This window comes from Verrucosispora sp. SN26_14.1 (genome assembly GCF_004307965.1).
Taxonomy (GTDB): Bacteria; Actinomycetota; Actinomycetes; order Mycobacteriales; family Micromonosporaceae; genus Micromonospora.
The window spans coordinates 1-5,419 of sequence record NZ_SISL01000395.1 but is presented as its reverse complement, the minus strand read 5'-3'; the positions used below and the strand labels follow the sequence as shown (position 1 = coordinate 5,419).

3 protein-coding genes and 1 pseudogene are annotated in these 5,419 nt (G+C 74.2%); all 4 read right to left on the bottom strand.

Features of this window, described 5'->3' with window-relative positions; all coding sequences use genetic code 11:
• A partial coding sequence (locus EYA84_RS25260; RefSeq protein ID WP_201272475.1) for a right-handed parallel beta-helix repeat-containing protein occupies nucleotides 1-1,875 on the bottom strand: 1,875 nt, incomplete at its 3' end.
• 7 nt (nucleotides 1,876-1,882) lie between these two features.
• Nucleotides 1,883-3,460 (bottom strand): S8 family serine peptidase, encoded by a 1,578-nt coding sequence (locus EYA84_RS25255; protein ID WP_236145954.1) that lies wholly within the window; start codon nucleotides 3,458-3,460, stop codon nucleotides 1,883-1,885.
• Between the two features lie 127 nt (nucleotides 3,461-3,587).
• Nucleotides 3,588-4,142, bottom strand: a complete 555-nt coding sequence (locus EYA84_RS25250; RefSeq protein WP_131055982.1) for a sigma-70 family RNA polymerase sigma factor — start codon at nucleotides 4,140-4,142, stop codon at nucleotides 3,588-3,590.
• A 153-nt stretch (nucleotides 4,143-4,295) separates the two neighbouring features.
• Nucleotides 4,296-5,419, bottom strand: a pseudogene (locus tag EYA84_RS32640) (hypothetical protein); the annotation flags it as partial.

Below are 5,419 nucleotides of genomic sequence, written 5' to 3'. Positions count from 1 at the left end.
GCGCGGACCGGCACCGGCCGGCACCGCGCGGGCGGCGACGGGTTCGGTCGGCAGGGTCGCCTCGGCGACGTCGGTGCTCCAGCACTCCTCGAAGGTCGCCCGGCCCTGGTCGGTCTGGTCGACGTCGGCCCCGGCGTCGTGCACGTGGCAGCGCAGCAACGCCGGATCGGCGTCCACGCCGACGTGCACGGCCGGGTAGTCGGTCCGGGAGATGTCGCAGTCGGTCAGGGTGCCGTGCGCACCGTCACCGACGTACACGCCGTTCTTGCGGCACTCCCGCACGGTCAGGCTGCGGATCATCGGTGCAGCGCCCTCCCAGAGCACCAGTCCGCTGCCGCCGATGTCGGTGATCTCGCACTCTTCGAGCGTCGGCGTGGCGTACGCGTCGACGAGCACCCCGGCCGCGCCACAGGAGGCGATCCGGCAGTTCCGGGCCAGCAGCGCGGCGTGCGGAGCGACCTCGATCCCGGTCTGCTCGACGTCGCGGACCTCGCAGTCGGTCAGCAGCGGCCGGTGCGGGGTGTCCACGCGTACGCCGGCCCGGGAGTCGCTGACGGTCAGTCCACGCAACTCGGCGTCGGCGCCACCGTCGATCTGCACCCCGCCGAGTCCCGCGCCGGTGATCGTGCCGCCCTCCACCCGCAGCAGGGCGCGGTCGGAGGCGCGTACCCCGAACTCGGGGGTGTCGGCGATCGTGCACTCGACCAGCGCGGCGCTGGCCGTGCCGGTGAGGTGCACCGCGCTGTACTCGGAGCGCCGCACCTCGCAGCCGTGCATCAGGATCCGCCCGTCGTCGGCGGCGTAGAGCCCGTTGGCGGCCGAGTCGGCGAAGGCACCGTCGGTGAGGCGGACCTCGGCGCGTTCCCGGACCGCGAGCGCGGTATGACCGGCCTGGTTGATCCGGCTGCCGGCCATCGAGAGCCGGCTGTCGCCACCGGCCAGCACGCCGGGACCCCGCGCGGCGTCCACCGTGGACTCGTCCAGGTGCAGGTGGCCGTACCCGGCGAGGAGCACCCCGGCGGAGGCCGCGCGGCTGATCGTGCACCGCCGAACGAGCACCCCACCGGTCTCGCCGGTCTCCCCGGCGCCCGGCGTCCCGGCGTGTTCCGGCCGCAGCGGCGGCCACCAGTCCGGGCCGAACGTCGCACTGCCGCTGACCCGGATACCCTCGGCCGCCAGGTCGTGCAGTTGGCAGTCGGTCAGCCGGGCCTGCCCACCGCCGCTGACCTCGACGCCCACGCCGCCGCTGGGCCCGATCTCGCAGCGGGTGAGCGTCAGCGTGGCGTTCTCCGCCACCAGCGCGCCACCGCCGACGCTGCCCATCCGGCTGTCGACCAGGGTGACCTGGGCGCTTCCGGCGGCCTCGACGGCGGCGCCGCCGGTCTCCGTCACCTCGACCGAGGTGCCCTCCAGCGTCGCCTGGTCGGCGACGATGAGCCCGGGTGCCGCCCCGGTACGCAGGATGGCGCAGTCCCGCAGCGTCGCCGACGCGTCCCCGCTGACCTGGACCGCGCCCCCGGTGACCGTGGTCGACTCCAACGCGATCCGGCCGGTGGCGGCGACCACCACGGCACCGGAGCCGCTCAACACGAACCCGCGGATCGTGGCCGACCCGGACCGTACGGCGAGCGCCGGCCCGTGCGGCGCGACCAGTTCGACCGCGCCACCGTCGTTCTCGGCCACCAGCGTGACGGACTTGTCGACGGTCAACGACTCGCGGTACACCCCGGCCACCACCGACACCACCCCGCCGTCGCGGGCTGCCCGGATCGCCGAGGAGATGGTGCGGTGCCGACTCCACGGGCGGGTGGAGACCCGTTCGATCCGGCCGGACGGTGCGCTGGTCGGGGTGGAGACCGCGGGCTGCCCCGTCACTGGGCGATCACCTCAACCGCTGTGGATCGGAGTGGTCGGTCGGACGGTTCGCGGGCGGGTCGAACTCCGGTTCGGGATCCTTGCGGTCGTCGGAGCGCAGCACGGTACGCAGCCGGAACACCGACAGCACCGTCACGGCCACCAGCACCAGGCCGATGAGCACGAAGATCGCCACCTGGCCACCGCTGGTCGACGATCCGCCGTCATCGGCGGACGGGCCGTTCGGGGCAGCCGCCCCTCCGTCGTTCTCCATCGCGGCGCTCACCGAGGTGAACGGGTCGATGACGCCGTCGCCGTACGAGGCGGGGTCCTCCGGGGTGTCGGCGGTCCGGCTGGCCGTGCTCCGGATCCGTTCGGTCACCTGAGCGGCCGAGAGGTTCGGGTACGCGGAGCGCACCAGGGCGGCCTGGCCGGCCGTGTAGGCGACCGCGTACTGGGTGCCGCTGCCGACGAAGTCACCCGCTCCGCCGATGCCGAGGCTGGCCACGTCCACGCCGGGGGCGACGACGTCCACCCCGCCGGCGCGGTAACTGTCCGCCATCTTGCCGTCCCCGCCGATGCCACCGACCCGCAACATGCCCTGCTCCGGCAGCCCCGACTCCGGGTCGCTCGACTCCAGGTCGGCGGCGGACACCACCACGATGTCGTGCTTGACGGCGGTGGCGATCGCCTCGGCGACGGCCGGGACGTTGGGGTCCACGTACGACCCGAGCGCGATCACGGTGGCACCGGCGGCCACCGCCACCTCGATGCCGGCCGCCTGGTCCGCCGGCTGCGCCTCGGCCTTGGTGGTGACCACCCGGATCGGCATCACGGTCGCCTCCGGAGCCACCCCCGTCACCGTGCGCTTCGAGCCGGACTGGGCGATGGCGATACCGGCCATCGCGGTGCCGGTGCCGAGGCAGTCGACGTCGCCCCGGCCGCTGCCGGCCACCACGTCCATGCCCTGGGTGACCCGGCCCCGCAACTCGGCGAGGCTGCCGTCCACCCCGGAGTCCACGATCGCGATCATCTGGCCCTCGCCACGGCTGCGGGACCACGCCCGCTCCGGCGACATGCGCCGCTCCGCCCAGTCCGCGCGGTCCTTGTCACCGCGTTTTGCGGCCGATCCGCACTTGGCGCCCCCGGCACCGGAGTTCTTGGTGCCGCTCGGGCTCGGGCTGGGGCTGGGGCTGGAGCCGATCGTGGGGCGGATCAGCGGAGTACCGGCAGGTGGCGCGGCGGACGCTCCCGGTGACGGTGAACGGGTGCTCGGGGGTGCCGGAGACGGCAGCGAGCCGTACTCGACCCCGCTGCCGACCGCGTCCCACGGCAGCACGAGCTGCCAACCGGCGCGCAGCTGACTCGGGTCGGTGAGGGCGCCGCCGCCGGACTGCGCCCGGCCGACGTTCAGGTTGAAGATCTCCTCCGCGCGGTCCCGGCTGCCGAGGAAGCGCTCGGCGATGTCACGCAGGCCCTCCGGCTTGCCCACGTAGGTGGACTCCACCGTGTAGTACTTGACGTACGGTGCGGCCTGGGCGCGGGCCGGGAGGACGGGCAGCGCGGCCAGCAGTACGCCGAGCACCACCACCACATACCGTCCCACCCGTGACGGGTACCGGCTGACCAACATCTCCCTCGCCCCCTCGTCGTGCCCGTCCCGGTGCGGACTCACGACTCCACGACGGTCCCGGCCGCCGTGTCGTTCAGCCGCCGCGTCGGGAGTTTGGCGGTCACGCCGCCAGTTCGGCGGGCTCCCCGATGATGCCCCGGGCGGCGCGCAGAGCGTAGAACGACCGCGACCGCACGGTCCCCTCCGGGATGCCGATCCGGGCCGCCGCCTCGGCCACCGTCACGTCGCCGTAGTAGAGCTCGACCAGCACCGCCCGGTGTTCCGGGGTGAGCTTGCGCAGCACGTCGGCCAGGGCGAACCGGTCGAGCAGGCCGTCGAACTCGTCGTCCGGCGAGTGGGCCCAGGTCACGTCCATCCCGTAGACCTCGGTCGGTCGGGCGGCCCGGGCGCGGGCCACGTCGATCGAGAGGTTCCGCGCCACGATGAACAGCCACCGGCGGATCGTGGCGTCGTCGGCGGGCAGTTCGCTCAGCCGGGACCAGGCCCGCAGCATGGTCTCCTGCAACAGGTCCTCGGCGAGTTGACCCTGTCCCCGGGTCAGCCGGAGAAGGTAGTAGTACAACGGCTGGGCGTTCGCCGCGAAGACGCGACGCATCCGGTGATCGAGGTCGGCATCCGCCTCGACCCGCTCCTGCACACCCACGTTGGCACCCATCGTTGCAGCCCTCCCCAGGACCGGACCTTTCCCCAGCACCGCTCAAACGGGACGCTAGTGATCCGGGCCGCGGGCGGCGTGAGCCGAAGGACTCAGTGGGGCCCAGGTCTGGTCCCGGCGGCGCAGTCCGGCCGGGTCGGGACAGCGCTACCCCTACCGGATCGGGGCGGTGCTGCCCGGCCGGGTCGTGGCATCGGCCCGGCTGGCGAGGAAGTCGGCCAGCGACATCTCCGGCTCACCCACCGTCCGCCAGCCGAGCCGGCCCGCCGAGAGCAGCCGTACGACCTCGACCTGCTCGTTCGCCTCGCGTGGCAGCAACAGACTCACGCCGGCCTCCAGCATCGATCCGGCCGTCGAGTGGATCTGCGGCAGGTCGCCGATCTGCGCCACGGTCGCGCGCACGTCGACGGCGCACCGCCACGGCACCCGCACCTGCACCAGCAGCCGCCCCCGACGGGCACGCGGCCGGTTGCGCAACAGCACCAGGCCCTGACTACGGGTCGTGGCCTCGGGGTCGCGCACCAGCGCATAGGCGAACGCCTCGGCCTCGTACGGCCAGCGGGGAAGGTCGGCCGGCAACCCCTCGATGCCGTGCCCGGCGCCGGTGCAGCGCATCGCCAGCGGTGGAGTCGCCGGGGCGACCGGCTGCTCCACGTACCGCCCGGAGGCGTCGACGCCGTAACCGGCGACGAGCTCGGTACGGCCCAGCAGACCCCCCGGGAGCAGGTACGACTCGTCCCGGTCGACGAGCAGCTCGTGCAGGGCCGGTGGCTCGTGCACGGTGATCGAGGACATGTCCACCGCGCCACCGGCGAGGACGCGTACCCGCAGCAGGTGTTCGTCCGCCCGCAGCGCGGCGGGCACCGGCGGGCGGAGCGTGCCGACCAGGAACAGGTTCGGGGTGGGTACGCCGGTGCCGGTGGCGTCGGTGGGCGAACAGCCGGCGACGACGTACAGCTCGACCGGCTCGGCGTTGACCGTCGGGCGCTCGGCGATCCAGTAGATCGCGTGCGCGACGGGCCGCCGGACGGTGCCGAGCCGGGGCGCGGCACTGACCGGAAGCTCGGGCCCACCCGGCGGGGCGGGGCGGTCGGGACGCCCCCCGGCGTCGGAGCGGGGACCGGCGTCGGAGCGGGGATCCCGGGCCGGACCGACGGTGGAGGGCAGTCCCTGCTCGTAGCCGACCCCAGGGTTGGAAGTCGGGGCGGGAGCGGTGCTCTCCTCCGGCCGGGTCGTCGGCGCCGGCCCGGCGATCGGACGCGGGCCCGCCGCCGGCC